Source organism: Streptomyces sp. NL15-2K, assembly GCF_030551255.1.
Classification (GTDB): Bacteria; Actinomycetota; Actinomycetes; order Streptomycetales; family Streptomycetaceae; genus Streptomyces.
The window spans coordinates 4,958,126-4,985,084 of the sequence record NZ_CP130630.1; the positions used below are offsets into that span (position 1 = coordinate 4,958,126).

General features: G+C 68.6%; 21 protein-coding genes and 3 pseudogenes. 16 read left to right on the forward strand and 8 right to left on the reverse strand.

Annotated features, from left to right (window positions below):
• Window positions 1-25 precede the first annotated feature (25 nt).
• The 5 genes from Q4V64_RS22040 (at window position 26) to Q4V64_RS22060 (ending at window position 8,797) form a co-directional block, all read left to right on the forward strand.
• Window positions 26-2,035, forward strand: a complete 2,010-nt coding sequence (locus tag Q4V64_RS22040; RefSeq protein ID WP_124444274.1) for a class I SAM-dependent DNA methyltransferase — start codon at window positions 26-28, stop codon at window positions 2,033-2,035.
• Window positions 2,032-3,198, forward strand: coding sequence for a restriction endonuclease subunit S (locus Q4V64_RS22045; RefSeq protein WP_124444275.1), 1,167 nt, complete (start codon window positions 2,032-2,034; stop codon window positions 3,196-3,198). Before Q4V64_RS22040 ends, Q4V64_RS22045 begins: the two co-directional genes overlap by 4 nt.
• A gap of 2 nt (window positions 3,199-3,200) precedes the next feature.
• Window positions 3,201-6,401 carry a type I restriction endonuclease gene (locus tag Q4V64_RS22050; RefSeq protein WP_124444276.1) on the forward strand — a complete coding sequence of 1,067 codons (3,201 nt, stop codon included), beginning with the start codon at window positions 3,201-3,203 and terminating at the stop codon, window positions 6,399-6,401.
• A 120-nt stretch (window positions 6,402-6,521) separates the two neighbouring features.
• A complete protein-coding gene (locus tag Q4V64_RS22055; RefSeq protein ID WP_124444277.1) occupies window positions 6,522-7,190 on the forward strand; it encodes a hypothetical protein in 669 nt (222 codons plus the stop codon).
• Between the two features lie 20 nt (window positions 7,191-7,210).
• Window positions 7,211-8,797 carry a serine/threonine-protein kinase gene (locus tag Q4V64_RS22060; RefSeq protein WP_124444278.1) on the forward strand — a complete coding sequence of 529 codons (1,587 nt, stop codon included), beginning with the start codon at window positions 7,211-7,213 and terminating at the stop codon, window positions 8,795-8,797.
• Window positions 8,798-9,622: 825 nt separating this feature from the next.
• Here the strand turns inward: Q4V64_RS22060 and Q4V64_RS22065 are convergent.
• A pseudogene (locus Q4V64_RS22065) lies at window positions 9,623-10,567 on the reverse strand (LamG domain protein jellyroll fold domain protein); the annotation flags it as partial.
• A 143-nt stretch (window positions 10,568-10,710) separates the two neighbouring features.
• Window positions 10,711-11,742, reverse strand: coding sequence for a DMT family transporter (locus tag Q4V64_RS22070; RefSeq protein ID WP_253267351.1), 1,032 nt, complete (start codon window positions 11,740-11,742; stop codon window positions 10,711-10,713).
• A gap of 146 nt (window positions 11,743-11,888) precedes the next feature.
• Between Q4V64_RS22070 and Q4V64_RS22075 the strand changes: the two genes are divergently transcribed.
• The gene (locus tag Q4V64_RS22075) at window positions 11,889-12,341 is read left to right on the forward strand and encodes an Lrp/AsnC family transcriptional regulator (protein ID WP_124444279.1); all 453 of its coding nucleotides are present in this window, start codon (window positions 11,889-11,891) and stop codon (window positions 12,339-12,341) included.
• A gap of 76 nt (window positions 12,342-12,417) precedes the next feature.
• On the opposite strand, the gene Q4V64_RS22080 is transcribed toward Q4V64_RS22075, so the two are convergent.
• From Q4V64_RS22080 to Q4V64_RS22090, 3 genes are all read right to left on the reverse strand, one after another.
• Window positions 12,418-13,326, reverse strand: coding sequence for a DJ-1/PfpI family protein (locus Q4V64_RS22080; RefSeq protein WP_124444280.1), 909 nt, complete (start codon window positions 13,324-13,326; stop codon window positions 12,418-12,420).
• A 10-nt stretch (window positions 13,327-13,336) separates the two neighbouring features.
• On the reverse strand, window positions 13,337-13,936 hold the full coding sequence (locus tag Q4V64_RS22085; protein ID WP_124444281.1) for an isochorismatase family protein: 600 nt from the start codon (window positions 13,934-13,936) through the stop codon (window positions 13,337-13,339).
• Between the two features lie 133 nt (window positions 13,937-14,069).
• Entirely contained in the window at window positions 14,070-14,258 is a 189-nt protein-coding gene (locus Q4V64_RS22090) for a hypothetical protein (protein ID WP_124444282.1), read from the reverse strand.
• 742 nt (window positions 14,259-15,000) lie between these two features.
• On the opposite strand from Q4V64_RS22090, the gene Q4V64_RS22095 reads away from it, so the two are divergent.
• From Q4V64_RS22095 to Q4V64_RS22105, 3 genes are read left to right on the forward strand one after another with little or no spacing between them, the layout of a single operon-like run.
• The gene (locus Q4V64_RS22095) at window positions 15,001-17,103 is read left to right on the forward strand and encodes a bifunctional polysaccharide deacetylase/glycosyltransferase family 2 protein (RefSeq protein WP_124444283.1); all 2,103 of its coding nucleotides are present in this window, start codon (window positions 15,001-15,003) and stop codon (window positions 17,101-17,103) included.
• A 14-nt stretch (window positions 17,104-17,117) separates the two neighbouring features.
• Window positions 17,118-18,455: an LCP family protein gene (locus Q4V64_RS22100; protein WP_124444284.1), complete on the forward strand. Its 1,338-nt coding sequence runs from the start codon at window positions 17,118-17,120 to the stop codon at window positions 18,453-18,455.
• Between the two features lie 47 nt (window positions 18,456-18,502).
• A complete protein-coding gene (locus Q4V64_RS22105; protein ID WP_124444285.1) occupies window positions 18,503-18,727 on the forward strand; it encodes a cold shock domain-containing protein in 225 nt (74 codons plus the stop codon).
• A gap of 206 nt (window positions 18,728-18,933) precedes the next feature.
• On the opposite strand, the gene Q4V64_RS22110 is transcribed toward Q4V64_RS22105, so the two are convergent.
• Window positions 18,934-19,845 carry an alpha/beta fold hydrolase gene (locus tag Q4V64_RS22110; protein ID WP_124444286.1) on the reverse strand — a complete coding sequence of 304 codons (912 nt, stop codon included), beginning with the start codon at window positions 19,843-19,845 and terminating at the stop codon, window positions 18,934-18,936.
• A 116-nt stretch (window positions 19,846-19,961) separates the two neighbouring features.
• Here Q4V64_RS22110 and Q4V64_RS22115 point away from each other — a divergent pair, with 116 nt between their 5' ends.
• From Q4V64_RS22115 to Q4V64_RS22145, 7 genes and pseudogenes are all read left to right on the forward strand, one after another.
• Window positions 19,962-20,579 carry a TetR family transcriptional regulator C-terminal domain-containing protein gene (locus tag Q4V64_RS22115; protein WP_124444287.1) on the forward strand — a complete coding sequence of 206 codons (618 nt, stop codon included), beginning with the start codon at window positions 19,962-19,964 and terminating at the stop codon, window positions 20,577-20,579.
• A gap of 207 nt (window positions 20,580-20,786) precedes the next feature.
• Entirely contained in the window at window positions 20,787-22,115 is a 1,329-nt protein-coding gene (locus Q4V64_RS22120) for a hypothetical protein (RefSeq protein ID WP_253267352.1), read from the forward strand.
• A gap of 344 nt (window positions 22,116-22,459) precedes the next feature.
• Window positions 22,460-22,588 carry a hypothetical protein gene (locus Q4V64_RS22125; protein WP_301184594.1) on the forward strand — a complete coding sequence of 43 codons (129 nt, stop codon included), beginning with the start codon at window positions 22,460-22,462 and terminating at the stop codon, window positions 22,586-22,588.
• Window positions 22,589-22,848: 260 nt separating this feature from the next.
• Entirely contained in the window at window positions 22,849-23,610 is a 762-nt protein-coding gene (locus tag Q4V64_RS22130) for a HEAT repeat domain-containing protein (protein ID WP_301184595.1), read from the forward strand.
• A gap of 11 nt (window positions 23,611-23,621) precedes the next feature.
• Window positions 23,622-24,698: a MerR family transcriptional regulator gene (locus tag Q4V64_RS22135; RefSeq protein ID WP_124444289.1), complete on the forward strand. Its 1,077-nt coding sequence runs from the start codon at window positions 23,622-23,624 to the stop codon at window positions 24,696-24,698.
• 170 nt (window positions 24,699-24,868) lie between these two features.
• Entirely contained in the window at window positions 24,869-25,063 is a 195-nt protein-coding gene (locus Q4V64_RS22140; protein ID WP_303711070.1) for a hypothetical protein, read from the forward strand.
• A gap of 16 nt (window positions 25,064-25,079) precedes the next feature.
• A pseudogene (locus tag Q4V64_RS22145) lies at window positions 25,080-25,349 on the forward strand (flavoprotein); the annotation flags it as partial.
• 37 nt (window positions 25,350-25,386) lie between these two features.
• Here the strand turns inward: Q4V64_RS22145 and Q4V64_RS22150 are convergent.
• Both Q4V64_RS22150 and Q4V64_RS22155 read right to left on the reverse strand, forming a co-directional pair.
• A pseudogene (locus tag Q4V64_RS22150) lies at window positions 25,387-25,620 on the reverse strand (helix-turn-helix domain-containing protein); the annotation flags it as partial.
• A 74-nt stretch (window positions 25,621-25,694) separates the two neighbouring features.
• Window positions 25,695-26,258, reverse strand: coding sequence for a DinB family protein (locus tag Q4V64_RS22155; protein WP_124444291.1), 564 nt, complete (start codon window positions 26,256-26,258; stop codon window positions 25,695-25,697).
• Between the last annotated feature and the right edge of the window lie 701 nt (window positions 26,259-26,959).

Genomic DNA, 26,959 nt, shown 5'->3' on the forward strand with positions numbered 1-26,959 from the left:
CTCTTCGGAAGGAAGCCGGGACCTCTTGAACATCAGCAAGCACACGGAGCTGGCGAACCACGCCTGGTCCGTCGCCGATCTCCTGCGCGGTGACTACCGACAGTCCGACTACGGCAAGGTCATCCTGCCGTTCACCGTGCTGCGCCGCCTGGAGTGCGTCCTGGAACCCACGCGCGAGAAGGTCGTCGAGACCGTCGCCAAGTTCGCGGGCCAGGAGATCGACACCGACCACTTCCTGCGCAAGGCCTCGGGCCACTCCTTCTACAACAAGAGCGACCTCACGCTGCGGAAGATCGCGGCCGACCCGCAGAACGCCGCGAAGAACCTGCAGATCTACGTCGGCGCCTTCTCCGACAACGCCCGCGAGGTCCTCGACAAGTACGAGTTCAACCAGCAGGTCAGGAAGCTCGACGGTGCGAACCTGCTCTACCAGGTCATCGGCAGGTTCACCGGCCTCGACCTGCACCCCGATGTCGTGCCCAACCACAACATGGGCTACATCTTCGAGGAGTTGATCCGCCGCTTCGCCGAGCAGTCGAACGAGACCGCCGGTGAGCACTTCACCCCGCGCGAGGTCATCAAGCTGATGGTCAACCTGCTGGTGGCGCCCGACGCGGACGCCCTCAGCCTGCCCGGTGTCGTCCGCACGGTCATGGACCCGGCCTGCGGCACGGGCGGCATGCTCAGCGCCGCCGACGACCGCATCAAGGCCCTCAACCCGGACGCCACGGTCGAGGTGTACGGGCAGGAGCTCAACCCCGAGTCCTGGGCGATCTGCCGGTCCGACCTCATGATCAAGGGCCAGGATCCGGAGAACATCCGCTTCGGGAACTCCTTCTCCGACGACGGCCACGCCCGCCGCAGGTTCGACTACATCCTCGCCAACCCGCCGTTCGGCGTGGAGTGGAAGAAGGTCAAGGAGGAGGTCGAGTACGAGCACAAGTCGCTCGGCGACGCCGGCCGCTTCGGCGCGGGTCTGCCGCGCATCAACGACGGCTCGCTGCTCTTCCTCCAGCACATGATCTCGAAGATGAAGCCGGTGGACGTGAACGGCGGGGGCGGCTCCCGCATCGCCATCGTCTTCAACGGCTCCCCGCTGTTCACGGGCGCGGCCGAGTCCGGCGAGTCCAACATCCGCCGCTGGATCCTGGAGAACGACTGGCTGGAGGCGATCGTCGCCCTCCCCGACCAGCTCTTCTACAACACCGGCATCTCCACCTACTTCTGGATCCTCACCAACCGCAAGGACGCCGACCACAAGGGCAAGGTCGTCCTGCTCGACGCGCGCGACCAGTGGCAGAAGATGCGCAAGTCGCTCGGCGACAAGCGCAAGGAACTCGGCGACGGGACGAACGGCCGCCCCGACCACATCGGCGACATCACCCGGCTGTACGCGGAGGCCCTCCAGGTCGCCAAGGACCCCGAGCACCCGCTGCGCGGCAAGGTCAAGGTCTTCGCCAACGAGGACTTCGGCTACCAGCGCATCACCGTCGAACGCCCCCTGAAGCTGCGCTTCGAGGTCACGGAGGAGACATTGGCGGCGCTGGCGGAGGCCAAGCCGGTGGCCAAGCTGGAACGGAGTGAGGAATTCGTCGCGGCGGTGCGTACGTTGCTCGGCTCGTCCTGGACGACGAAGTCCGAGGCGTTCGTCGCGCTCAAGGACGCGGTGGTCGCGGCCGGCCTGACATGGCCGTCGGGAGCGCCGTTCGCGAAGGCGGTACGGGAGACGATCGGCGTCCCGGACCCGGAGGGCGAGGTCCAGAAGCTCAAGGGTGCCCCGGAACCGGATACGGACCTGCGGGAATACGAGAACGTCCCGCTCGGCGAGGACGTCGAGGACTACCTCAAGCGCGAGGTGCTGCCGCACGTGCCGGATGCGTGGATCGACCACTCGAAGACGAAGATCGGCTACGAGATTCCCTTCACGCGGCACTTCTATGTGCATCAGCCACCGAGGCCGCTGGCGGAGATCGATGCGGAGTTGAAGTCGTTGGAGGCGGAGATTCAGGCGCTGCTGGGTGAGGTGACGAAGTGACGACGCCTGCTGCAACAGAGGTCGCTTTGAAATGGGTCTTGACCCTGCGGAGCGGGACTTCGTGCTCGGAGCGCACCGAAGACGGCGCCTTCCCTGTAATGGGGGCAGCCGGCCCCATCGGGCGCACCTCCAGGGCAAACACGCGGTCGGGGTCCACCCTCATCGGCCGAGTCGGCACCGTCGGCGCAATCAATCTCGCGCGCGAAGAGTGCTGGGCTTCCGATAACGTCATCGTTGCTTCCCCTGGCCCGACCCTCGAGAGTACGTACACGTATTACCTGCTGATGAGTGCGCGTCTGCCTGAACTGGCTTCGAAGACGGCTCAACCGCTGCTGACGGCTTCTGCGGTTGCAGGACTCCGTTTCCCCATCCCTCCGCTGGAGGAGCAGCGCCGCATCGCCGGCTTCCTCGACGCCGAGACCGCCCGCATCGACGCATTGACACGAACTTACGTGAAGCTCCGAGAATTGGTGTCCGAGCGGTCTCAGCGCGTGATCGACTCCGAGATCGAGCAGCACCGGAATCTCACCCCCTTCCGCTATTTGGTTCGCTTCCGCGAAGGCCCCGGAATCATGGCGGTTGACTTCCACGATGAAGGAATCCCGCTCATTCGGATTTCAGGTCTCCAGCGCGGGGAAGTCACGTTGAATGGATGCAACTATCTCGACCCTGAGAAGGCAGCCCGCCAGTGGTCACAGTTTCGCCTCAAGTTGGGTGATCGGCTGATCAGCGGAAGCGCCACCATGGGCGGAGTTTCCGTCGTGAAAGACCCGTCCGTCGTCGGGGCGATTCCCTACACCGGCTTGATTATTCTGCGCCCCGCTCGGCAGGACGTAGAAATGAAGTACGTAGAGGCATTCCTTCGGTCGTCACTCTTCTCCCGTCAAATCGACGTGTTGAAGACGGGGGCCACGATGCAGCACTTCGGCCCCACTCACCTGTCGCAGATTCAAGCCCCGATGCCGTCGCATCATGAGCAGCTGCGGATCGTGGGGAACGTACAGGCCGCACTCGCACATGCCGACCGATGCGACGATCTTGTCGATCGACAGTTGGCCTTGCTCACTGAACGCCGCCAGTCCCTCATCGCCGCCGCGGTGACCGGCCAGTTCGACGTCTCCACCGCCGGCGGACGCAACGTAACGGACGGAGTGAGCGCGTAGCCATGAGCCCCATCCACACGGAGTCCGCCTTCGGCGACGCCATCGTCTCCGCCATGGTCGAGCGCGGCTGGCGCGAGGCACGCCCGCGGGACTACCGGGCCGATCTCGGCCTGGACACCAACGAGTTGTTCACGTTCATCGAGGCGACCCAGCCCGACGAGTGGAGCGAACTGCTCACCGTCTACGGCGGCGACCCGAACGAGGCCCAGCGCGGGTTCGCCGGCCGCCTCGACCAGGCCATCGCCACCAACGGCCTCCTCGACGTGCTCCGCAACGGCGTCAAGGACCGGGGCGTCCTCCTCCGCGTCGCCTACTTCAAACCGAACCTCGTCGCCCACGACTCCGTGCTCGACGGCTACCGGGCCAACCGCCTCACCGTCGTCCGCGAACTCGAGTACGCGACGAAGCAGGCGGACTGGGGCAACCGGCTCGACCTCACCCTCTTCCTCAACGGAATCCCGGTCGCCACGGCCGAGTTGAAGAACCCGCTGACCAGGCAAGGGGTGGAGCAGGCCAAGGAGCAGTACCGCACCGACCGCGATCCCACCGAGCTGATCTTCACGCGCCGCGTCGTCGCGAACTTCGCCGTCGACCCGGACCTCGTCTTCGTCGCCACCCAGCTCAAGGGCAGGAACACCCGCTTCCTCCCCTTCAACACCGGCTCCAACGGCCCCGGTCAGCCGGGCGGCGCCGGCAACCCGGCCCCCACCGCCTACGGCACGTACGCGACCTCCTACCTCTGGGAGCAGGTCTGGCAGCCGGACAACTGGCTGGACCTGCTCCAGCGGTTCGTGCACCTGCACAAGAGCAAGACGCCCGGCGGCGGCAGCACGAAGACGTTGGTCTTCCCCCGGTTCCAGCAGTGGGACGCGGTCAAGAAGCTCACCGCGCACGCCGCCGCCCGCGGCGCCGGCCACGACTACCTGGTCATGGCCTCGGCCGGCTCGGGCAAGTCGAACACCATCGGCTGGCTCGCGCACCGCCTCAGCGACCTGCACACCCCCACCGACCCGCGCGAACTCGACCCCGAGGCCATCGCCAAGGGCCTCAAGCCGGGCGTGCCGGTCTTCGACAAGGTCATCGTCATCACCGACCGCCGCAACCTGGACGCGCAACTGCGGGAAACCGTCGGCAATTTCGAGCAGACCGCCGGCCTCGTCGTGAAGATCGACGAGAAGCACGGGGCGAAGGGCGAGCAGCTCGCCAAGGCCCTCTCCCGCGACACCGGGAAGATCGTCACCGTCACGCTGCACTCCTTCCCGGCGCTGCTGGACTACCTCCAGCGCAACCCCACCGAGATCCAGGGCAGCCGCTTCGCGATCATCGTGGACGAGGCGCACTCCTCGCAGTCCGGCGACGCCGCCACCGCCGTACGGTCGGCCCTGCGCGACCTCGGCCTGGACTCCGACTCGGAGGAGGTGGGCGCGACCACGGTCAAGGCCCCGGCGACCGCCACCCTCGACGAGCAGCTCAAGAAGAAGGCCGAGCAGCGTTCCCGCGCCGCGAACCTCTCCTACTTCGCGTTCACCGCCACGCCGAAGGCCAAGACCCTCGAACTCTTCGGCACGCTCCAGGACATCGACGGCAAGGCCACGTACCGGCCCTTCCACACGTACTCCATGCGGCAGGCGATCGAGGAGGGCTTCATCCTCGATCCGCTGCGCAACTACGTCACGTACAACACGTACTGGAAGCTGGTGAACCAGAACCCCGACGAGCGGGAGGTCGACCCGTCGAAGGCGAACTCCCTGCTCGCCCGGTACGCGCTGACCCATGACTCGACGGTCGCCCAGCACGCCCAGGTGATCGTGGAGCACTTCGTGGCGCACAGCCGGGGCCGCCTGGGCGGCCGGGCCAAGTCCATGGTGGTGACCGCCTCGCGGCAGTCCGCCGTACAGATGGCGCGCGCCATCAAGAGCTACATCAAGGACCGGGACTACGACACCAAGTACCCCGACCTGGGTGTCCTGGTCGCCTTCTCCGGCTCGCTCACCGTCGACGGCGAGGAGACCACCGAGCCGAAGGAGAACGGCGGGCTGTCGGAGAGCGCGCTGCCGAAGGCGTTCGCGTACACGCGCGCCGACGACAAGGCCGCCCGAGCGGGCGGCACGGGCCAGCGCGAGTACAGGATCCTGGTCGTGGCGGAGAAGTACCAGACCGGGTTCGACCAGCCGCTGCTGACGACGATGTACGTCAACAAGCCGCTGACCGGCATCTCCGCCGTCCAGACCCTGTCCCGGCTGAACCGGACCGCGGAGCGCAAGACCCAGGCGGACCTGGCGGTCCTGGACTTCGTCAACGACGCCAACGACATACAGGACTCATTCCGCCCGTACTTCGAGGAGGCGATGACCCTCCCCTCCGACCCCAACCTGCTCTACACCGCGCAGAGCCGGGTCATGCGGGCGTCGATCCTCTCGGGGCAGGAGATGGACGAGTTCGCCGCCGCGTACTTCGTGGCCAAGGAGAAGGCGGCAGGCTCACAACCCAAGTGGGAGAAGCTGCACGCCGAGCTGTACCGGCTGCTCTCCCCCGCCGTAACCCGCTTCACGCACCTGCTCGAAAGCGAGGACGAGGACGACCAGGAGACGGCGGAGGGCTTCCGCGCCGACCTCAACGACTACGTCAGGAAGTACGGCTTCCTCGCGCAGATCGTCCCCTACCGGGACGCCGAGCTGGAGCGGCTGCACCTCTACGGCCGCTACCTCCTCAACCGGCTGCCGCGCCGGGCGGACGGCGGCGTGGACATAGGCGAGGTCGACCTCAGCCATATGCGGGTGGAGAAGACCGGCGAGTACGACGTCTCCCTCACGGCGGAGGGGCCGACGACGATGCAGGGCTTCGGTGACGGCTCGGGCGGCGCGAAGGAAGCGGAGAAGTCGCTGCTCTCGCAGCTGATCGACAAGTTCAACGAACGCTTCGGCACCGAGTTCACCGAGCAGGACGTCATCCGCCCGTTCGAGGAGGCCAAGGCCGACCCGAAGGTGCGGGCCGCGGCCGTCGTCAACGACGAGGACAACTTCGGCCTCGTCTTCGACAACGTCTTCGCGGACAAGATGGCCGACCACATCGACACCATCGCGGGCATGGGCCGCCAGTATTTCGGCCCCGACAAGGGCTTCAAGTCCAGCCTGGACCGCAGCGCCCGCAAGGCCGCCTGGCGGATGATCCGCCGCGAGGAGGGCCTGGACGACGACGTTTGAGTCGTACGCCCCGGCTGGATGTGCAGCAGGCTACGGCCGGTGTCGCGGATTTCTGCGTACAAAACTGTGCGCAGTGCGAGTTGTCCTCTTCATGAGGTGCAACGAATATGGGGGGCAGTAATGAACCACGCGGCGGGCGAGCTCGAAGGATCTCGGCTTCAGAAGGCCGTCGAGACAATCGTCATCACACCGGAGGCGGCCACAAAGCTCGTGGGCGGTTACCGTGCGACTTTCGAGACCAAGTTCAAGCGGGAGCCCGATAGCCTGGAGGACAAGCGCCGGATCGCGGCCAAGATCATTGGCCGGTACTCCAAACTTTCGGCAGCCGCTGGGGCGGTCACCGCAGCCCCGAGCGTGATTCCAGGGATCGGGACGGCGGTCGCGGTCTTGGGCGGCGGTGCCACTGATATCGCCGTGGCACTCAAGCTTCAGGTCGACATGTGCATGTGCCTGGTCGAGTTGTACGAGACCGAGCTGAGCAGTGAGGACAAGAAGCACCTCGCCTTCGTGCTCGCATTGGCGGGTTCAGCAGAACAAATGGCGGCAAAGGGCGGCAAGGCAGCCGTCCTGAAGATCGCCGAGAAATTGGTCTACCAGTACCTGCGAGGGCCCGCCTTGATCACGATCAAGCAATTGTTCAAGCGGGTGTCCATCACTTTCACCCAGAAGGCGATGGCCAAGGCGATACCAGCCGGCGTAGGTGTCGCTTTCAGTAGCTCAACCAACTACGTCCTGACGACGGTGGTGGGCAAGGTTGCCGTCGCCGTCCTGGCCAAAGATGTGAAATAGCAACGCCGCAAGGGGGCAAGGTGCCGCAGGAGGCGATCTCCGACCGTTACGAACTCCTGGAGGAGCTCAGCCACGGCGGCATGGGCGACGTGTGGCGCGGCTACGACGCCGTGCTCGACCGGCCCGTCGCCGTGAAGCTCATCCGGCAGGCGTCGGTCACCTCCGCGCAGCTGGCCGAGGAGTTCGCCAAGCGCTTCCGCCGCGAGGCCCGCATCACCGCGCGCATCCAGCACCCCGGCGTGCCGCAGGTGTACGACGCGGTGCTCGACGCGTCGTACGAGCGGCTGTTCCTGGTGATGGAGCTCGTCGACGGCGTACCGCTGTCCGCCTACCTCGACCCCGGCCGGCCGCTGCCGGTCAGCTGGGCCGCCGCCGTCGCCGCGCAGGTCGCGACCGTGCTGTCGTACGCCCACGACGTGCCGGTGATCCACCGGGACCTCAAGCCGGGCAACATCCTCGTCGCCCGCGACGGCACCGTGAAGGTCCTCGACTTCGGCATCGCGGCGATTCTGCGCACCGACGTCACCAAACTGACCGCCACCGGCAGCCCCATCGGCACCCACCAGTACATGTCGCCCGAGCAGGTCCGCGGCGGACGCATCACCCCGCAGACCGATCTGTACGCGCTGGGCTGTGTGCTGCACGAACTCCTCGGCGGGCGCCTCGTGTTCGAGGCGGAGAGCGAGTACCTGCTGATGTACCAGCACATCAACGCCGCCCCCACCCCGCTGCGACAGCTGCGGCCCGACGTCCCCGAGGCGCTGGAGGAACTGGTCCTGCACCTGCTGCGCAAGGCGCCCGAGGCGCGGCCCGCAGACACGCAGGAGGTGTACGCGCGGCTGCTGCCGTTCCTCCCGCCGCCAGGCCAGGAGCCCGGCACGGCGGATGCCGGGCCGGCCGGCGCGCCCGACCCGACGGGCGTGTTCCGTCGCCCTTTCGCGCCCCGCGCCCGCGCCCAGGCACCCGCACCCGGTGGTTCGACGCCGACAGCCGTCCTCTCGGGGGCCCAGCCGGTGCCCGTCCCCGCCCAGCTGCGCGAGGACATCAAGGAGGCGTACGCCCATTCCGACGCCCTGCTGGAGGAGGAGCGGTTCGCGCAGGCCGCCGAGGTACTCGGCGAGGTCATCGAACCCGCGGCCCTCGCCCTCGGCTCCGAGAGCAAGCAGGTCCTGGCGCTGCGCCGCCGGCGAGCGGCGATCCGCCTCCTCGGCGGCGACTACCGGGCCGCCCTGCCCGAGTTCGACGCCCTCGCCGACGCGTACGCCCGTATCGCCGGCCCCACCGGCGAACAGGCCCGCGCCTACCGTGCCCAGGCGGCCCGCTGCCGCGCCGAACTCGGCCAGGTCACCGACGCGCTCGCCGCGCTCCAGGGCGTGCTGAACGTCGTGCGGGACGTCGACAGCGACGTGAGCGAGGAAGCCGTGGAACTACGGCACAACATCGGGACGCTGCTGCTCGCCCAGGGCCGGGCCACCGAGGCCCGGCAGGTCCTCGAACCGCTCCACCAGGACATGTGCATGGTGTTCGGCCCCGACGACGAGATGACCGTCGAGATCGCCGAGGCACTCGCCGTGATCCGCCTCGGCCTCGACGGTTCGGCTTCCTGACCCGCTTCCTGCTGCTCCAGGTTCGGCGTTCGGCCCTACTTACTGCGAAGAAAGCCTTCGATCAACTCGACGTCCGCCTCGCTGAGCAGAATCCGGACGTCCCCCCTTCCGGGGACGGTGTAGCGCAGGATCGCGAGACCGGGGCGCCAACTCGTTTCCCTGCGAACCCAGTCGCTCCGAGGCAGGGGCAGACTCACCATGCCACCCCTTCGCCGAGAAAACGCCAATCCCTCGTTCGCAGCCAGAACCTTGCCGTACACAAAGGATTTCTTTCCCGTCCCAGCCTCCCAGGACAACCGGCACGGGAACTCCGTAGATCTGGATTCGGCCAATTCGGCGCTTCGCCCGGTCGCCCGCCTGCGAGTTGTTGAGCGAACAATCATCGCCGCCGCATAAGCAAGAATTCCCAGAAGCAGGAGTTCGATCAGTGTTGACATTTCATATCAACTCACCCAATTGAAGAGGCCAGTGAACGCCATACATCAGAGAACATTTGACGGTGTGTCCCATGGCGCGGCGAGCAGCAGCCACACCAAGCATGGAGCCGAGACACGCACCGACGGGAACGCCGAACCACGCAGGTCCCGCGACGAACAGTACAACGAGACACGCTGCCAGCCATATGAGGATTCCGTACCAAGCGTCGCGCAACACCTCCTTCCACCCCACGCGCAGTCCTGACTCTCCACGGTCGGTCAGGTAGCTCAGATAGATGTGATCAAGTGTCCCGCACAGGGAATCATTCACCATCGCCTCACGCCATGAGTTCCGTATTCGACATCATGTGGATAAGTGGCATCCGGGGGCCGGAAGAATTCCCGGCCCTTCTCCGTTCGTCCAGCCGTAGGACTCGTAGCCGTCACTGCGCAGCAAGGTCCGCTCGGACTCGCCCCAGGTCACCGTCGGGTCGATGTACAGCGGAAACGCCGACGCCTCCGCCCTGGTCAGCATCTCCGCGTCCGGTACGACCGACAGCGCGTCGTCGGAGACCTTCACGTCCATGGTGGTGACGGTGTCTCCCGCGCCCGGTTCAGCACCCTCCGCGGCAGACGCACCCACCTCGGCGGGATCCGAACCCTCATCCTCTGCGGCATCCGTCGAGGCGGCCGCCAGGGACATCGGCTGTGCGCCGGATGCCGTACCGGCGGAGTCCCACATCTGCGCGGGCGGGGCCCGGAAGACCCGGTTGCCATCGTCGTCGATCGCGGTCAGGTTGCCCGCCTTCCCCTTGATCAGGCTCAGGCCGGTCGCCTTCAACGAGTAGTCGATCTCCTTCAGTTCCTCCTGGGCCGCGGCCTCGGGAGACTTGACCACCAGCACATGGCGGAACCCCTCCACGGACGCCGTGATCCTCAGATCGACACCCGGAAGCACTTCCGCGTACACCGCGCCGGCCCCGTCCAGCTCCGGTTCGGGAAGCTTGCCGGGCCAGCCCATCTGGAGCGACCGTCCCTTGTCGGAGATCTTCACCAGCGGTTCGGTCGTCCCTCCCCCGGAGAACTCCCTCTCGACTGCCGCGGCCTTCGGCGCCACCGTCCCGTCCCCGCGGACCTCCAAGGTGGCGTCCGGCGCCTGCCAGCCCCCGCCGGCCGTGGGCACCCGCACGGGGACCGCGGACTCCTCCAACGTGAAGGTGAAACCGTCCGGGTTGGCGAAAACCGTCGTACGCTCCGACCGCTCGCCGGTGACCTCGACCCGCTTCCCCGACTCCTGGGCCTCGGCGAGCGCCTTCTGCCCCTCCGACAGCGGTGGCCGAGTCTCAGCCGCCACCGCCTGGGAAACCGCCCCCCATGCGGGGAGAGTTGCCAGGACAGCCACAACAGTCGCGGCGGAAACCAGAGTCCGCGTCGGTCTTCCGTGCACGCCGCCGGCGCGCTGCCTTCAAGGGGCACCAGGCGCAGAGCCGTCGCGACTCACGGGCGAGGTGCCGGACGGGACCGGATGACGACGTCGTCGGAGCCGGCACGGGTTCCGGGCCACCCGGGCCGCGTTGTCCGCGTCGCCGGGCTCGGGTTCCGCTTCATGCCCCGTCGATGACTCCATGCGCGGTCGGTACAGCCGCTTCGGTGCTGGATCATGCCCAGCGCCACCCCGACGATGATGATCAGGCCGCCCGTCACCTGGGCGAGCCGGATCGACTCCCCGTTGATGACGACGGCGCCGATGACGCCGAAGACCGGAACCAGGTTGAGGATGTTGACCGCGACGCTCGACGGCATCCTGCGCAGGCCGTAGTTGTAGAGCAGGAAGCCGCCGACCGAGCACGCCACGGCCAGGTAGACCAGCAGCGACGAGGCGGTCGCGCCCGGCATCCGCCAGTCGTCGGCCTCCAGCAGGGACGCGAGCAGGAAGCCGGCCGCGCCCGCCAGGGTCTGGTAGTAGGTGACGCTCGCGGCGTCCTGGCCGGCGCTCGCGCGCTTGCCGAGCACGTTGTAGCCGGCCCAGGCCAGCCCGCCGACCAGCAGCAGGACGTCGCCCAGCCAGCGCGAACTGCCGCCGACCTCGGCCCCGTTGCGTACGACGAGGAAGGCGCCGACGGTGGCCAGCAGCACGCCCGTCACCCTCAGCAGTGGCATCCGGGTGCGGAGGACGACCAGTTCCACCAGCATCGTCATCAGCGGGTACGTGGCCACGATCAGCGACGCGTCGGACGCCGTGGACAGGTCGACGCCGACGTTCTCCAGGATGAAGTACACGGTGATGCCGAGGAACCCGCTCAGGTAGAGCTGCCGCCGCTGCCGCGGGTCCGGCCGGGCCGGGCGGTGCCGGCTCAGCCGTACCGTCACGGCCAGGAGTAACGCCGCGAGGGTGAACCTGATGGCGCCGATACTGAGCGGGCCGACATCCTCCAGCACCTGCTTGGTCACCGCGTACGAACTGCTCCAGAACAGCGCGGCCGCCATGACCGCACACACCGCCCCCACCGTGGGTCCTCGTTCACGCATATCAAGTCGCCCTCTCCACCACTCTCCGCCGCTGACCACACCGCGACCGAACGAACGTCAGTGAACTAGGCTGGAGGCTAACAAGATCATCGAAGGTGATGGGACAAGTCCGAATTACCTTCGGAATTCGGCGGGGTGAGGCAAGCGTGGACGAACTAGATTCGGCGTTGGTGCGGATGCTCCAGGAGGACGGTCGGCGCACCAACCGGGACATGGCCCAGGAACTCGGGATCGCCCCGTCCACGTGTCTGGAGCGAATCCGGTCGCTGCGCAGGAGCGGCATCCTGACGGGATTTCACGCGGAGGCGGACCTCGCGGCGATCGGCCGCGGGCTGCAGGCGGTGATCGCCGTACGGGTCCGCCCGCCGACACGTGCGGTGATCGAGGCCTTCCAGACCTTCCTGGAGGGGATGCCCGAGGTCATCTCGCTCTTCGTCCTCACCGGGAACGACGACTTCCTCGTGCATGTCGCCGTACGGGACACCGACCATCTGCACGCGGTGGTCCTGGACAAGCTGACGAAGCGCCCGGAACTCGCCGACGTACGGACGTCGGTGGTCTACGGGCACATGCGCAAGAAGGTCATCGGTCCGGCGTGACGGGTCGTGGGTAGGGATGTACGAACTGTTGTGCTCGGGCTTGCACCACCCAGAGGCGTTCGGTTACCCGACACAGTCAGGCCGTGCGGGCGCGGAGGCGGCGCAGCATGCGCGGGTCCTCGAAACCGACTGCGCGGGCGGCGGCGTCGATCGTCGCGCCGTGGCTGATGAGGTTCTGGGCGCGTTCGAGGCGGAGGGTCTGCTGGTAGCGCAGTGGGGTGAGCCCGGTGGCGCGGCTGAAGAGGCGGGTGAGGGTGCGTTCGCTCACGCCGACGGCCGCGGCCAGGGCCGGCAAGGGGAGTGGTTGGTCGAAGCGGGCGTCGATGAGGTCCTGGGCGCGGTGCACGGTGTCGTCGAGGTGGGACCGATGCCGGAGCATCGCACTGGACTGCGGTTCATGGCCGTTGCGGCGAGCGTAGACGACCATTTCCCGGGCCACTTGGGCGGCGGCGGCCGGGCCGTGCCGGGTCGCGACCAGGTGCAGGGCCAGATCGATGCCGCTGGCGATGCCGGCCGAGGTGATCACCCGGTCGTCGGTGGTGAACAGGACGTCGCGGACGACCACCGCCCTGGGGTGGCGCAGGGCCAGCTCGTCCTGCACGTCGTGGTGGGTGGTGCAGTGGCGGCCGTCGAGCAGGCCGGCCTGCCCGAGCGCCTCGGCTCCGGCGCAGACGCTGGCCACCGTCCCGCCCCTGGCATGGTGGTCCCGGAGGACCTGGAGGGAGGCGTCGCCGATGGCGGGGCCGTCGGCCAGGGTGCCTGTCCGCCAGCCGGGCACGACGATCAGATCGTCGGGCCCGAGCTCGGGCCAGTCGAGCCGGGCCACCAGCGGCAGGCCCTGGGCGGTGGAGACCTGGGGCTGCTCGGCGACGTAGGTGAGCGTGTAGGGGTGCCTGAAGTCGGCGGCCGTGGAGAAGACCTGCGCGGGGCCGGCCAGGTCCAGCAAGTGGACTCCGGGCACCAGGAAGAAGACGATGTGGCTCACGATTCGGTCATCATGCCTGAAGCTCTGCTGCGGCCTCCAGCTGGTCGATCGTCGCTATGGTGGCGAAGCGTCCGGCGAGGGCGTACTCAGTGCGCCTGATGACGTCTTCGGCAGGCAGCGTGCGGGGGTCGGCCAGGAGATCGGCGACGCTCTGGTCGGCGGGCGCGTCGCGGTGGGGGATGGGATTGGTCGCGGTCGCGTCGACGACAAAGGTGACCTGGTAGCCGAGGTCGCCGGCGACGCGGGTGGTCGTCTCCACGCACTGCTCGGTGCGGATGCCGCAGACGGTGAGCTCGCGGATGCCGCGCGCGGTGAGCAGTTGCTGCAGGTTGGTCGTGGTGAAGGCGTTGTGCGAGGTCTTGTGGATCAGCGGCTCCTCGTCCGCTCGCTCCAGCTCCTCCATCAGCCGGACATGGCCGAGGGACGGGTCGAAGACACCGCCGGAGCCGGGCTCGGAGTGCAGTACCCACACCACCAGGTCCCCGGCCTGACGGGAGAGCCGGACCAGGCGGTTCACCCGGTCGGCGATCTTCGGGTCGGAGGTGGTTTCCCACAGCGGACGGGCGCGGAAGGACTCCTGGACATCAATGACGATCAGTGCTCGGGCCATGTCCTCAAGTCTGGGCCGCGCGGGCGGGGCGCCGACAGGCCGGGTCGGGCCCGGCAGCGGACCGATCCGGTCATCAGCAGGTCAGGCAGTTGAGCAACCACAGCAGTGCCACGCCGGGCGCGAAGGCGCCCGCCTACCCCTGCCGCGGGTTGGGCTTGAGCACGGCGAAGACCGCACCCGAGGTGTCCGCCAGCCACGCGAGCATGCGCGCCTCCAGGGCTCTGCGGGACCACCGCTCCGTAGCCCCGTACGAACCCCGCAACGATGCCCACGCCGGCCCGCCCCACCCCGCACACGCGGCGCGGCGGACCGCCGGATTCATACTCCGGGATGATGCGCTTCTGCCGACCTGATGCAGCGTCAGTCCGATCCCTGCCAGTGCTTGAGCTTCAGCCACGGACCTGCGGCGGTGAAGCCACGCCCCGGCGCCCCACACCGGTCGAATGGCTGAAAACCATCGGTGGAGAGAGGCCGCGGCTCCGGAGGATCCACTCCGGGAGCAGGGCGAGTGAGGACACATTTCCCCACACCTACCTGGTCCAGCGCACCGACCGGGCTCAGCGTCACAGTCGCCGTGGTGCGGTGGCCGCCGGTCCGATTCGGACACACCCACGGCATCGGCTGTAGCTACACTCGCCGCCCATGCACGAGCTCGCCCCCTACACAAATCCGCAGAAAACTCCTCGCCGTTCATCGGGCTCCGACGCCTCCGGCCAGCATGTGAAGACCGCGTGGCGTGCGACAGCACACGCCCTCCGCGCTGCCGGGCCGACGCCCTCCGCCGATACGCGCGGGCTCGGGTGCGCTCTTGGACGTGGCCTCGGGCACGGACCTGGACAGAGCCTCGGGCGCGGTGCGGGGGCACGCGGGACGGCGGCCGTTCGGCGAGGCCGTACCGGCAGACCCGCGCAGGTGTCAGCGCGGCCCGGCACCGCAGCGGCCATCCCCGTCGGCGCCCACCGTTCGCCGGACCGCACCGGGCTCGCAACGGCCACGGCCGTCATCGGCTCCCGCCGAACAAGCCCCAATTCCTCTGTGAACAACGTCACTCCGGGGATGGTGACGTGAGTCGCTCGGCACGACGTCGGCACGCCCGTTCCCGCGACCCCCGCGGGCACTGGCGGCTACTGGCCCTGACCCTGCCCGTGATCTTCGCCGCCCTGCTTTTCGAGGGCTGGACCACCCACGAGGTGGACGCTGCCAAGACGCGGCGCCCGTGCACCAGCCCCGTGCCGGGAACTGTGGAGCGGAGCGGCCCCGTCCTGCGTCGTATCAGCGGGGACAAGGTGTCGTCCGCCGCGGTGCCCGCGCGCACCGTGGCGCTCACGTTCGACGGCGGACCTGACCCGGTGTGGACCCCGCGCCTCCTCGACCTGCTGCGCAAGCATCACGCGCACGCCACCTTCTTCGTGTTCGGCGCCCGGGCGGCACGCCATCCGGACCTGATCCGGCGGATCCTCGACGAGGGCCACGAGATCGGCTCGAACACGTATACGGGGGCCGACCTCGGCTCCTCGTCGCCTGTCCGCACCGCGATGGAACTGACGCTCACCCAGCAGACCCTCGCGGGCTCGGCCGGCATCCGCACCGACCTGCTGCGGATGCCGCTGACCACCCAGGTGGACACGCTGTGCGGCGCCGAGTGGAAGGCGGCCCGGAGCGCCGCCGCGGACGGCTACGTCCTGGTCGCCGCCAACCGGCCGGACCGTGATCCGGCGCACGGCCTGGTCCGGCAGTTCAGCCAGACGGAACTGGCGTACCAGGAGACGAAGAAGCTCCTCGGCGACCCGCACGCCGACCGGTTCACCACCGTGACGGACGCGGTCGGGATGCCCTCCGCCGACACCCGGGTGTCCACGGTCGAACGATGGCGAGGCAGGGTACTGAACTGGGCCGTGACCGCCGGTCACGCGTTCACGCAAGCCATGACCTGGGTGCTGGGCGTGGCCGGAACGCTGGGCGTGCTGCGGCTGGTGCTGCTGACCGTCTTCGCCCGCACCCATGTCCGGCGCCTCACCCGCCTGCGCTCCGGCGCGCCCTGGCTGCGGGAGGTCAACGCACCCGTGACCGTGCTCGTTCCCGCCTACAACGAAGAGGCCGGCATCGAGTCCACCGTCCATTCGCTGCTCGCCTCCACGCACCGGTACCTGGAGGTCATCGTGATCGACGACGGCTCGACGGATCAGACGGCCGACCTCGCCACCTGGATCAACGACCCCCGGGTGCGGGTGATCCGGCAGCCCAACTCGGGCAAGGCGGCGGCGCTCAACACCGGTCTGGCGAACGCGTCCTACGACATCGTGGTGATGGTCGACGCGGACACGGTCCTCGAGACCGACGCCATCCACCGGCTCATCCAGGCCCTCGCGCATCCGGCCGTGGGCGCCGTCAGCGGCAACACCAAGGTGGGCAACCGGCGCGGGCTGCTCGGCAGATGGCAGCATCTGGAGTACGTCTTCGGCTTCAACCTCGACCGGCGGATGTTCGAGGTGCTGGAGTGCATGCCGACGGTCCCCGGCGCCATCGGCGCCTTCCGCCGGGACGCGCTCATGGGCGTCGGCGGGGTCAGCGAGGACACCCTCGCCGAGGACACCGACCTCACGATGGCCCTGTGGCGGGCCGGCTGGCGAGTGGTCTACGAGGAGTCGGCCGTCGCCTGGACCGAAGTGCCCACCTCACTACGGCAGTTGTGGCGGCAGCGCTACCGCTGGTGCTACGGCACGCTCCAGGCGATGTGGAAGCACCGCCGAGCCGTCGTCGAACTGGGCCCACCCGGACGCTTCGCCCGCCGTGGGCTGACGTACCTGGCCCTCTTCCAGGTGGCCCTGCCGCTGATCGCGCCGGTCGTCGACCTCTTCGCGCTGTACGGCGTGCTCTTCCTCGACCCCGTACGGTCGGCCGGCGTGTGGTTCGGCTTCCTCACCGTCCAGCTGATCTGTGCCGGTTACGCGTTGAGGCTCGACGGCGAGCGCCTGCGGACCCTGTGGTCGATGCCGCTGCAGCTGTTCGTCTACCGGCAGCTGATGTATCTGGTCGTCATCCAGTCCGTGGTCGCCCTGCTGCTCGGCACCCGGCTGAGGTGGCAGCGCATGCACCGTTCCGGCACCGCCGCCACCGAGCAGCTCAGGCAACCGGTCGCCGAACGACAGCTGTCGTCGAGGGGATGAGGGTGGTCAAGCCCATGAGTGACCGACCGGACGCATGGTCCGGCACCAGCCGGCGGCACGCCGACGGGGAGACACCGAGGCAACACGTGATCACGGGGCAGGTGTGGCACGGAAGCACAGCTCCACCTCAGACGCCCGCCGGGCCGTACGGCAGCCCTGTCGACGGGCCGTACGGCAGCCCTGTCGACATGCCGTACGGCAGCCCTGCCGTCGGGCCGGACGGCAGCCCTGTCGCCTGGCCGGACAGGGGCCCTGTCGCCGGGCCGGACAGCGGCAGCGGCGTCGGCGGCCCCACCCGGCACCACGGCGGCGGCCACAGCCGCGGTGTCAGACCTCTCTGGGTGCGCCCCAGCCGGCGCCGCCGTATCGCCCGCCTGTTCGCGGTCCTGCTCTGCGCACTGCTCCTCACCGGCGCGGGTACCTACGCCTGGGCCGACCTCAGGCTCGACAGGGCGGTCGACCTGGGCAAGATCGCGGACCGTCCGCCGCAGGGGAAGGGGACCACGTACCTCATCGTGGGCTCCGACAGCCGTGACGGGCTGTCCGAGCAGGCCAGAAAGGAGCTGCACACGGGCTCGGCCGGAGGCGGACGCACCGACTCGATGATGCTCCTGCACACCGGCGCCCACGGCACCACGATGGTGAGTCTGCCGCGCGACTCCTGGCTGACTCTGCCGTCGTACGTCGATCCGGACACCGGCAAGCACTACCGGGCGTCGAAGGACAAGCTGAACGCGGCCTACTCCCTGGGCGGGCCCCGACTGCTCATCCGGACCATCGAGCTGAACACCGGCCTACGCATCGATCACTACACGGAGATCGGCTTCGCTGGGTTCGTCGGCGTCGTGGACGCGGTCGGCGGTGTGGAGATGTGCCTGGACCGGAACATCAAGGATCCGAAATCGGGAGCCAACCTGACGAAGGGCTGTCACAACCTGAACGGCACCGAGGCTCTGGCGTTCGTCCGCGAGAGGCACCAGGAGGCACAGGGCGACCTGGGGCGCTCCAGGAACCAGCGGAAGTTCCTGTCCGCCCTCGCCCGCAAGGCCGCGGCACCGGGGACCGCGCTCGATCCGTTCCGGACCTACCCCGCCCTGAGCGCGGCGCTGGACACCCTCGTCGTGGACAAGGACATGGAGCTGCCGACCCTCGTGTCGCTGTTCCAGGCGATGAGGAGCGTCTCGGGCGGCAGCGGCAGGCAGCTCAACGTCCCCGTCTCCGGCCTCGGTTTCAGCACGTCCAAGGGCAGCGCCGTGAAGTGGGACACGGCGAAGGCGAAGCAGCTCTTCACCGAGCTGAGGAACGACCGGCCGGTGAGCATCGATTCGCCCTCGGATGAAGCGGGGAACTGAGGCACCGGAATATGTGCCGGCGCGGACATGACCCGTAGGGTTCCCCCATGGTGACTGCGACTGTCCGCGAGTGGAGCGCCGAGGACGGGTGGGGTGTGCTCGACTCGCCCGAGACTCCGGGCGGGTGCTTCGCTCACTTCTCCGACATCCGGACGACCGGCTTCCGCACGCTGTCGCCCGGACAGCAGGTCGACCTCACATGGGAAGCTCCCGGCTTCAAGCAGGACGGCTACGACTACCGCGCGGTGAGCGTCGTGCCTCGGGCTGCCTGACATACACAGCCGACATCAGCGACGGGCACGCCCACGGTCTCCAGCAGCTCACACCAGGTCCTGAGGCGAACGACGGCCTTCGTCACGGAGGTGGCGAGCAGCGTGAAGGACGTCTTGGTGACTCCACAGAGGCCCCGGCCCGGCAGAACCTGCTCTGGCCGGGCCGTCCCTCGGCACCGTCCTGGCCCCGTCGGCGTGGGCGGTCGTCAGTCGACGGAGGCCATGAAGTTCAGCATCCTGCGGTTGATCTCCTCCGCGTGGTCGATCTGCGGCCCGTGGCCCGTGTTGGAGATGATCTCGGCTCGGGCGCCGGGGATCAGGCGCGGCACACGCTCCGCCTGCCGTTGCGGGTGCAGGAGGAGGCTTCGCTTGCCGAGCGCCAGATAGAGCGGAGTCCGGATGGTGGACAGCTCCTCCTCCGACAGGGGAAGCGGCGACGGGCGGCGTATGCGGTAGGCACGAACGGCCGTTCTGATCATCGTGCGCAGTTCCGGCACGACAAGGACCGGCTGTTCCAGCCAGGCCGCCAGTCGCGGGCGCAGTGCCTTGGGCGCGAAGGTCGCGAAGAGGCCGGCGAAGAGCCAGACGAAGAAGCGCAGTCCCACCTTCTCCAGGCCGCCGGGGTCGAGCAAGGTGACCGAGGCGAGGCGGCCGGGGCTGCGGTGCGCTTGGTTCAGGGCGAGCCATCCGCCGTAGGAGGTGCCGACGAGGTGGACGCGGTCGAGGCCGAGCCCGGCGAGCGTCTCGTCCAGCCACTGCGCGGCGCGTTCGGGCTGGTGTATGGGTTCGCGCTGCACGCTGCGGCCGGGATCGCCCGGGGTGTCGATCGCGTAGACCGGCCGGTCGGCGCTGAGGGCCGGGGTGTTCGGGTACCAGATGGCTGAGCAGGAGCCCGCCCCGTGCACCAGGACGACAGGGGTTCGGGACCGGGCGGCCGGGTCCGCGGGGCCGTAGCGGTAGACGTGCGTGGTGCCGAAGGACGTCTCCACGTCCTGTTCCGCGAGCGCGGGTGCCCCCAGTGCGTAGACCGCATCGCAGGCCGTGAAGTAGCGCTCCCGCCAGGCATCGCTCACGTAGCGGCCGACATCGGCCTGGGTGCGGGCAGCGGTCTCGGTCATGGCCACCTCCAGCGTCTCGGTTTTCGTGATACGAACGTACCACGATTTTTGGTACAGCTGTATCATCAAAAGGCCCAACGGGGGCCACAGCAGGAACGACGAGCGGAGACCAGCCGATGCCCAAGCGCGTGGACCACGCAGAACGGCGCACCGAGATCGCCGAGGCGCTCGTCCGGGTCGCCGGACGACGCGGGCTGCATGCCGTGGGGATGCGCGATGTGGCAGCGGAGGCGGGCGTATCACTGCGGCTGGTGCAGTACTACTTCCAGACCAAGGAGAAGTTGATGCTCTTCGGGCTCGAGCATCTGGCGCAGAGATTCGGGGAGCGGGTCTCCGCCCGTGTACGGGCCGCCGGGGACGGCCCTGGTCCGCGCGCGATGGTCGAGGCGCTGCTGATGGCCGCGCTGCCGACAGACGACGAGAGCCGCACCTTCCATCACCTCTACACGTCCTACGCCGTTCTGTCCGTGAACGACCGGGCGCTCGCAGCCCAGCCCTTCATCAAGAACCCTGATGCCGCCGAAGACGCCCTGACCGAACTCCTCCGGCAGGCGCAAGAGGCAGCTCTGCTCGAACCCGGTGTGGACGCACAGTTGGAAGCAGCCGGCCTGCTTGCCATGTCTGCGGGACTCGGCACCAGCATCCTCGTCGGCCAGCGCACCCCGGAGTCCGCCACCACCATCCTGGCCCACCATCTGAACCGAATCTTCCGCACCGGTGATGCGGCGAGTTGACGGGCGGCCGCCTCACCGCGTGGGAGCCGCTGCCGACGGGGCGGCCGCGCGCCCACGGTCCACTTGGACCGGCCGACCAGACCCTCAGGGCGAAACTCACGGGACCGTTGTCACAGCCGTGCGATAGAAAAGCCGTTCGGCCGCGACATCAACCGCAGACACGCGGAGCGATCGCGGCACGGGATTCGACACATCCCTGGGGGACTGATGTTCAGAAGACGGGCGGCCTGGGCCGCCATCGGCACCGTCGCACTGCTGTTGACCGGCACCCCGGCGGCGAACGCCGTGGAGGGGGAGGCTCCTGACGTCCGGTGGGCGAGCAGTGTCTCCGACGACCTCGGCACCCTGGCCGTCGGTATCAGTTCCGACAGCGCCATCACGGGAATCACAGCCCATATCGTCTCCGCGGCCACACAGCAGGAAGTCGCCGTCGTGGAGTACGACGCGTTCGGCCTCGTCTCCGGCACACCGGACAACGGCGTGTGGCACACGAAGCAGCCTCTCGACCTTCCCGACCTGGGCACCTACGACGTCCGCCTCGAGGCCACGGACGCCGACGGCGACCGCACCGTCGACAACTCCGCGGGCTCTCTCGCCTACTACGTCGCGGCTGTTTTCGAGGACGTGCGCACCGACCGCACGGAGGTCGACACCGACAACCGTCAGGTGCGCGTCGACGGCACCCTGAAGGGACGGTGGCCGGCGACCCGCGAGCTGAAGCCCCTGGCCGACCACCCGGTGGACCTCGATGTGGACTACTGGACGGAGAACACCGTCCGCACCGACGCGGAGGGCCGCTTCTCCGGCACGGTCACCGTGAACGACGCGGTGCCGATCCAGGCCGTCTACCGGCACGTCAGCGAGCACCCGTACGTCCTGTACGGCGAGTCCTCGTCGGTGCGGATCGGCGTCCGGCAGGTGGCCACGCGCTGGACGGTCCAGGCCCCTGCGGAGGCCGGGACGATCGACTTCGGGCAGGAGGTCGCCCTCACCGCGACGCTGGAGCGCGAGACCCCGCAGGGCTGGGTTCCCTTCGCGGGCCAGAGCGGTGGGGTGCTGTACGAGTCCTCCTCCGGCGGTCAGTTCGCCAGTGTCGGCTACTTCACCACCGGTGAGGACGGCAAGGTCAGCTTCACCCACACCCCGTGGGAGACCGGCAGCTTCCGGGTGTCGTCGCGCAGCGACGACCCGTTCATCGCCCCCGCCTCCGTGAACAGCGCCCAGATCACCGTGCTGCGTGCCTCGGTCTTCACCTCGTTCTCGGCCACCCGTACGCAGGACCGCAGCGTGCACGTCGAGGGTGCGATGGACTTCCCCGACGGCTGGACGCCCGCCACCATCCCGGTGCACATCCAGTACTCGCGTGACGGCAAACAGTGGACGGACCTGCTCACGGCGGAGGCCACCTGGTCCGGCAGCGGCCACGCCTTCTCGGCCGACATCGCCGGTGCGAGGCGCGGTTACTTCCGTGCGCACTTCGAGGGGACGGAGTCGTTCCGCGCGGCGACTTCGGAGGCCGTGAAGGCGAGCCGGTGAACATCCACGGCTGACATCGACGCCGCCGGGCAGCGACACCTTCAGGTGGTCCTGAACGGCGTCGGGACCGTCACGTCCAGCCCGTTCCCGTCACTTGGCTGCGGTGCCCCGTACCAAGACGTGCCCGTGCCGCCGCCTCGAGGGGTGGCGGCACGTTCAGGCCGGTGAGCACACCGCGCAGGACGTGGCGGAGTTCGCGGGTGAGCTGTAGAACTCCGGGTTCTCCCTGACCGTACGTTCCAAGCGGTAAGGCGACCGGGCGCTCTCCTGGACGGACACTCCTTCGGGCACCAGCAGAGCCGTGCCCTCCAGCTGTTCGTCGTCGATGGTGGCGGGCGTGGCCTTTGACGCCGTACGCGGCGCGGGTCTCCGGCGACCTCTTCGGTGTCCACAGGAACACCGCGACCCAGTGGGCGGCGCTCGCCCAGGACAGCTGGGCCGGCTACCTCGCGGCCCTCAGAACTACCGAATAGGCACTTCACTTCAGACCGAAAGCCGACGGCGCGCCCCCACCATCATGCAGGCCTGCTCCTGCTCTCGACGAGAGTCGTCCGGCGGTAGCTGGAGTTCTGTCGGTATCTCGGCGAGACGGCTGCCTTTCGTCTGCCGAACCCTTTCTCCAGTTGGCGGGCGCGACAGGCCCCTGCGACCAGCGGACTTCCCGATTCGCCGGTCACGAACTTGACCTTGACACGGTGACAAGGTTTTCGATTGGGCGCAGGAGGTGGTCCCGATCGACACGACCGACGTAACCCCGCAGAACACCCGTGTGACCAACGCCCTGGGCGCCGAGGACTCGTCGGTCCGGCTTCGGACGGCCCTGGCGGTCGGCTCGAACCCCGACCCTGTGTTCTTGGAGATGCTCGTCGAGCGGTGCGCGGTCGAGCCGGACTTCTTCGTACGAGACATGCTGTCCTGGGCGCTGACCCGTCTCCCGCCGGAGATCGGTCTGCCCCGGATCCGCCAGGAGCTCGACTCCGAGCGTACCCAGGCCCGCAGCCAGGCGCTGCACACACTCTCCAAGATCGGCGACAAGAGCACGTGGGCCTGGATCACCCGCGACATGCTGCGGGACGCCGACGACGAGGTCGCGCGGACTGCGTGGCGCGTCGCGGTCGTCCTCGTGCCTGAGGACGAGGAGAAGGACCTGGCCGACGAACTGGTTCTGCAGCTCGGCCGTGGCGACCGCCATGTGCAGCTGAGTCTGAGCCGGGCCTTGGTCGACCTCGGTGACGTGATCAAGCCCGCGCTGGAGAGGGCCGCGGAGAGTTCCGACCCGGCGGTGGCCGCGCACGCCCGTGCCACCGAGCTGCTCTGGCAGAACCCGGGGACCGGTTTCGACGTGGCCCTCGACGAGGCGAAGCGCGTGGTCGCACTCGGCCCGGAACGAGCCGCTGCCGCCGCGGCTGCGTCAGCAGGCACCGAGACCTCGGAGACCGCCGAGCCCGCGGAGACGACCGAGCCGATGGAGGCCGCGAAGGCAGCAGAGGCCTAGGAGTGCGCGGATTGCTGATCGGCGATGTGGCCCGCCGCTCCGGGGTGAGCACCCGGATGCTGCGGCACTATGACGCCCTGGGGTTGGTGCGGCCCACGGGCCGCACTGTCGGTGGCTACCGCGAGTACTCCGCCGAGGATGTCCGCAGGATCTTCCACGTGGAGAGCCTGCGGTCCCTCGGGCTCTCGCTCAAGCAGATCGGGCGCGCGCTGGAGGACCCGGCCTTCACACCGTCCGCCCTGGTCAGCGACCTCATCCGGCGGACTGAGGACCGCCTGGCGCGGGAACGGGAGCTGCTCGAGCGGCTCCGTGCGATCGACGCGTCGGCGCCCACCGACTGGCAGGGAGTACTGCGCATCGTCGAACTCATGCGGGAACTCAACTCGACCAGCGCCGCGCGCAGACAGCAGGCCGTCCTGGCCCGCCCGGAGGACGTGTCGGTACCCGCCGAACTGCTGGCCGGGGCGGTCCTGACCGAATCCGACCCGCACGTCGCAGGCGCCCTGCGCTGGGCGCTCGCCCGAGCGGGCGGCGACGGCGTGGCGACGCTGACCGCCGGCACGCACTCGGAGGATGCCGACATCCGGCGGCGCGCGGTGCTGGCAATCGCCGAGATGTCTGAGGCTCCGGGTGCTGTCGAGGTGCTCGCGAACGCCCTCGGTGACGCGGACACGACGGTGCGCAGGCACGCTGCTCTGGCTCTGGGCAGGCAGGGCGTGGCCGCGGCCGTGCCCACACTCGTCAGCATGGTGGTGGAGGGCTCCAACGACGTGGACGCGGCGGAGGTTCTGGGAACGCTGTCCCTGGACCCCGCGTGCACGGATCGGATCACGACCGCCCTGGTCGACGAACTGGCCGCGCCCACCGCGGACTCCGCGACGCGGATCCGCCTTACCCAGGCGCTGGTCGAGCTCGCGGGAACCACCGCGCAGGAGGTCCTGCGCCGACTGGCCCACGACGACGACAGCGCTGTCGCCCTCGTCGCCTCGTCCCTTGTCGGAGTTCTCAAGGACCAGTCCCTCGAAGACCGAGCTGACGAGCATTCGTGCACACCGCAGGTGCGTCTCGGACCGGGAATCGCCGGGTGAGCGCCTCGGCCCCCCGGACGCAGGCAGCGGGTCGGTGCTCATACGTCGATCCTCCAGGCAGCGGAATGGCGCAGCCCTGGAACACTGCCCCTTCACCAGTAGGACATGCTGTTGCGTTTCGAGGATGGCTGGTCGGCGCTCGGGAGCGACAGGCCGGCCACCGTGTTGCGATGGCACGAGCTTCGCTCCTGACTCGACGTAAGGACGACGCGGCGCGAGCCCTGTTGGAGGCCGACGAGCTGGCGCCGGAGGAGGTGCGAAACACGCCGAGCACGGTGAACCTGGCCAAGGACGTCGTGGGCGCAACCCCCAACCCTGGGGGCGAGTTGCGTGCGCTGGCCGAGCGCTGTGGACTGCGCGCATGACTCGCGTGCTCTACTTCATCGCCTGCCGTGGGAGTCTGACGTGCTACCGAAGGCGGACGCGATGCTGGTGGAGCCGATGTCGTGCACGACGCTGAACAAGTGGGGCGCGGGGATCGCGGACACCGTGGCGATCGGTATCCCGTCGGAGGCGGTGCACATGGGTGTGCCTGTGGTGGCGATGCCGTACTTCAACCAGGCGCAAGGTGCGCAGCCGGCGGTAGCGCGGTCGATCGCCGTGCTGCGGGACCAGGGCGTTCTCGTTCTCGACGGTCCGGACGGGTACGAGTCGGAACTCTGGGAAAGCCAGGGCCGCCATGAGTGAACTGCATCGCAGGGTCCCGCTGCGAGCGCTTGTAATCCGGCCGCTTCCGCCGCCGTACTCCCGGCTCCACCAGGCCATGCCGGACCAGGATCCGATACACCATCATCCGCGACGGCACCGGGCTCACCGGCCCGGACCGCTCCAGCACAGGAGCGATCCGCCGCGGACCCCACCGGGGATGCTTGCGCCGCAGCTCACACACAGCCGCCTCCACCTCGGCAGAAGCCTGATGCGGACTGAAACTCGCAGCCACGGAGCGTCACGGAGTCCACGTAGGTTTCCGAAGCTCGATCGCCGTTTACCGGAAAGTCATATTCGGTGCGGTACGGCTCCGTCCTGCCAGCGGTAGAGGTCGCGCAGCAGGGAAATCTCGGCGCCGTGATGGATCAGCTCCCTGTTGACGTGCAGGACGATGCCCTCCATGGGAAACCGCTCGGGACCCACCGTGGGCGGATTCTCCAGGTCAGTGTCCGAGAGCTCGCGGACCCCAGCGTTCCATCTCCCATACATCTCATCGAGCTGTTTCAGCGCCTCGTCAGCGGTCCCCGCGTAGGCGAATGTCTGGGAGTCGACGTCCTGGCCGCCGAAGTGCCAGCCGACCCGATAGCCCAGGCAGGAGACGATGATGTGCGCCAGCCGCCAGGCAATCGTGGTCACCGGTGCCGGCACCGGGTCAGGGGACGCGAAGTCCATCGTCCATTCCCCCGAACCTGCCGACATCGGTGCGGCCGCCGTGCCACGTGGGCGGATGCTCCAGCAGCCGCGCACCGGCTCCCAGAAGTACTCCTCATCGGCAAGACCGTGCAGCCGCGGCCGCAGGTTCTTGTGCCAGTGCCGGTCCAGCTGGTCCGCGAGTCGCTCGCTTCTTGTCATTTCCGCACCCTACGTACAACGGAGATCTGACTGCGACCCTCGCGGGCACCGTCGCCGGCCGTGGGTCTCGGTTTCCGTCTCATTCAGCCCCGTTCACGACCGTCCAAACGGGACCAGGAGCAGGGCGCGGCCAGTGAGCTGGCCGCCCTTGAACGCAGGTGAACTACCGGGGGTGGACGGTGGACGGTGGGCGAGTGGAAGCAGGGGAAGTGCGGTTGGCCAACGGCGGCCGGCGGTCGTTGCCAGAACAAGACAGTCAAGGGCACATCGCGCTGCTACCTCCACCAGGACTGACGAACTCCGCATGATCGCCACGAATCCGACGACCGGGATCAAGGGGAAATTGGCAGATCTGTTCCACCCCCGCGAAGGAAAACCCCAGGTGAGGTGGCCGTGCCGGTGGAACAGATCTGCCAATAACTGGGTGAGCGTCCGGGCCCGCGCGCAGATCGCGTCGTGACCCGGGGTGGTGGCCTCGGGCAGTCGCCCGGAGTCCGGCAGTCCGGCAGTCCGGCAGTCCGGCAGTCCGGCAGTCCGGATGGCTACACCACGCGGTGGGACGCCACCCCGGCCGGCCGCTGTGTCTTGCTCTGGTCGAGGGCACCGCCGTCAGTCGACCGCGGCCCTGCACCCGGCAAGGCTGGACCGCTTCTGGGCCTCCGGCGCCGCACGGATCGCCGAGGTTCGCGACGGGCGCGGGC